The organism is Anaeromyxobacter soli (assembly GCF_022808855.1).
GTDB lineage: Bacteria > Myxococcota > Myxococcia > Myxococcales > Anaeromyxobacteraceae > Anaeromyxobacter > Anaeromyxobacter soli.
The window spans coordinates 1-1,157 of sequence record NZ_JAKZLF010000077.1 but is presented as its reverse complement, the minus strand read 5'-3'; the positions used below and the strand labels follow the sequence as shown (position 1 = coordinate 1,157).

At 64.0% G+C, this 1,157-nt stretch carries 1 protein-coding gene; it reads right to left on the bottom strand.

Annotated features, from left to right (window positions below; genetic code table 11):
* Positions 1–1,086, bottom strand: a complete 1,086-nt coding sequence (locus tag MLV88_RS23800; protein ID WP_243338821.1) for an IS630 family transposase — start codon at positions 1,084–1,086, stop codon at positions 1–3.
* Between the last annotated feature and the right edge of the window lie 71 nt (positions 1,087–1,157).

Sequence of the window (1,157 nt, the reverse complement as noted above, 5' to 3'; positions counted from 1 at the left end):
CTAGTGTCCTGAGTCGGAAGTCCGTCGGCAGAATCGTTCAATGCTGGCGAGGATCTCGTCGGCGGACTTCGTCCAGACGAAGGGCTTAGGCGCCGCGTTCGTGATCGAGATGAACCGTTCGATCGCGTCTTCGAGCGCGAGCGTGCTGCGGTGCGCACCACGTCGGATCTGCTTCTCGGTGAGCAGTCCGAACCACCTCTCTACCAAGTTGATCCACGACGCGCTCGTGGGCGTGAAGTGGAGGTGGAAGCGGGGATGCTTGAGTAGCCAGCGCTTGATTGCCGGCGTCTTGTGGGTGGAGAGGTTGTCGAGCACGAGGTGCAGCTCGAGATGCTCGGGGACCGCCGCGTCGATGGTTTTAAGGAACTTGCGAAACTCGACCGCGCGATGCCGTCGGTGGCACTCGCCGATAATCGAGCCGGTCTTCACGTCGAGCGCAGCGAACAACGAGGTCGTGCCGTGCCGCACGTAGTCGTGCGTGCGGCGTTCGACCTGGCCGGGGCGAAGCGGCAGGAGTGGCCTCGTTCTATCGAGCGCCTGGATCTGGGACTTCTCATCGACGCACAGGACCATCGCTCGGTCGGGCGGGTCCATGTAGAGGCCCACGATGTCCCGGACCTTGTCGATGAACAGCGGGTCCTTTGAGAGCTTGAACGTCTCCGAACGGTGCGGCTGTAGCCCGAATGCGCGCCAGATGCGGCTGATCGCGCTCTGACTCATCGCGGTCTCTCGCGCCATGGAGCGCGTGCTCCAGTGCGTGGCGTCGCGCGGCTTCGCCTCCAACGTCTTGGCGATCACGCGCTCCACCGCGGCGTCGCTGATCTTCCGTGGAGCCCCGGGCCGAGGCTCATCAAGCAGACCATCGAGACGGTTCTTGCCGAACCGGGCTCGCCACTTGGCGACAGTGTTTCGGTGCACCCGCAGTTCGATCGCGATCTGCGTGTTCGTCTTTCGCTCGGTGCACGCGAGCACGATCCTCGCCCGCTCGGCGAGCGCTTGGCTTGTCTTCGGACGACGCGACCACTGCTCCAGCGTCTCGCGTTCGTCGCTCGTGAGGCCCAGCGGGTCACCGGGAGCGGGCGTCATCTCGGTCAGCATCATGACCGTAGATCACGCCCTCGCCCATCCGTCCACGAATTTACGACTCAGGACACTAG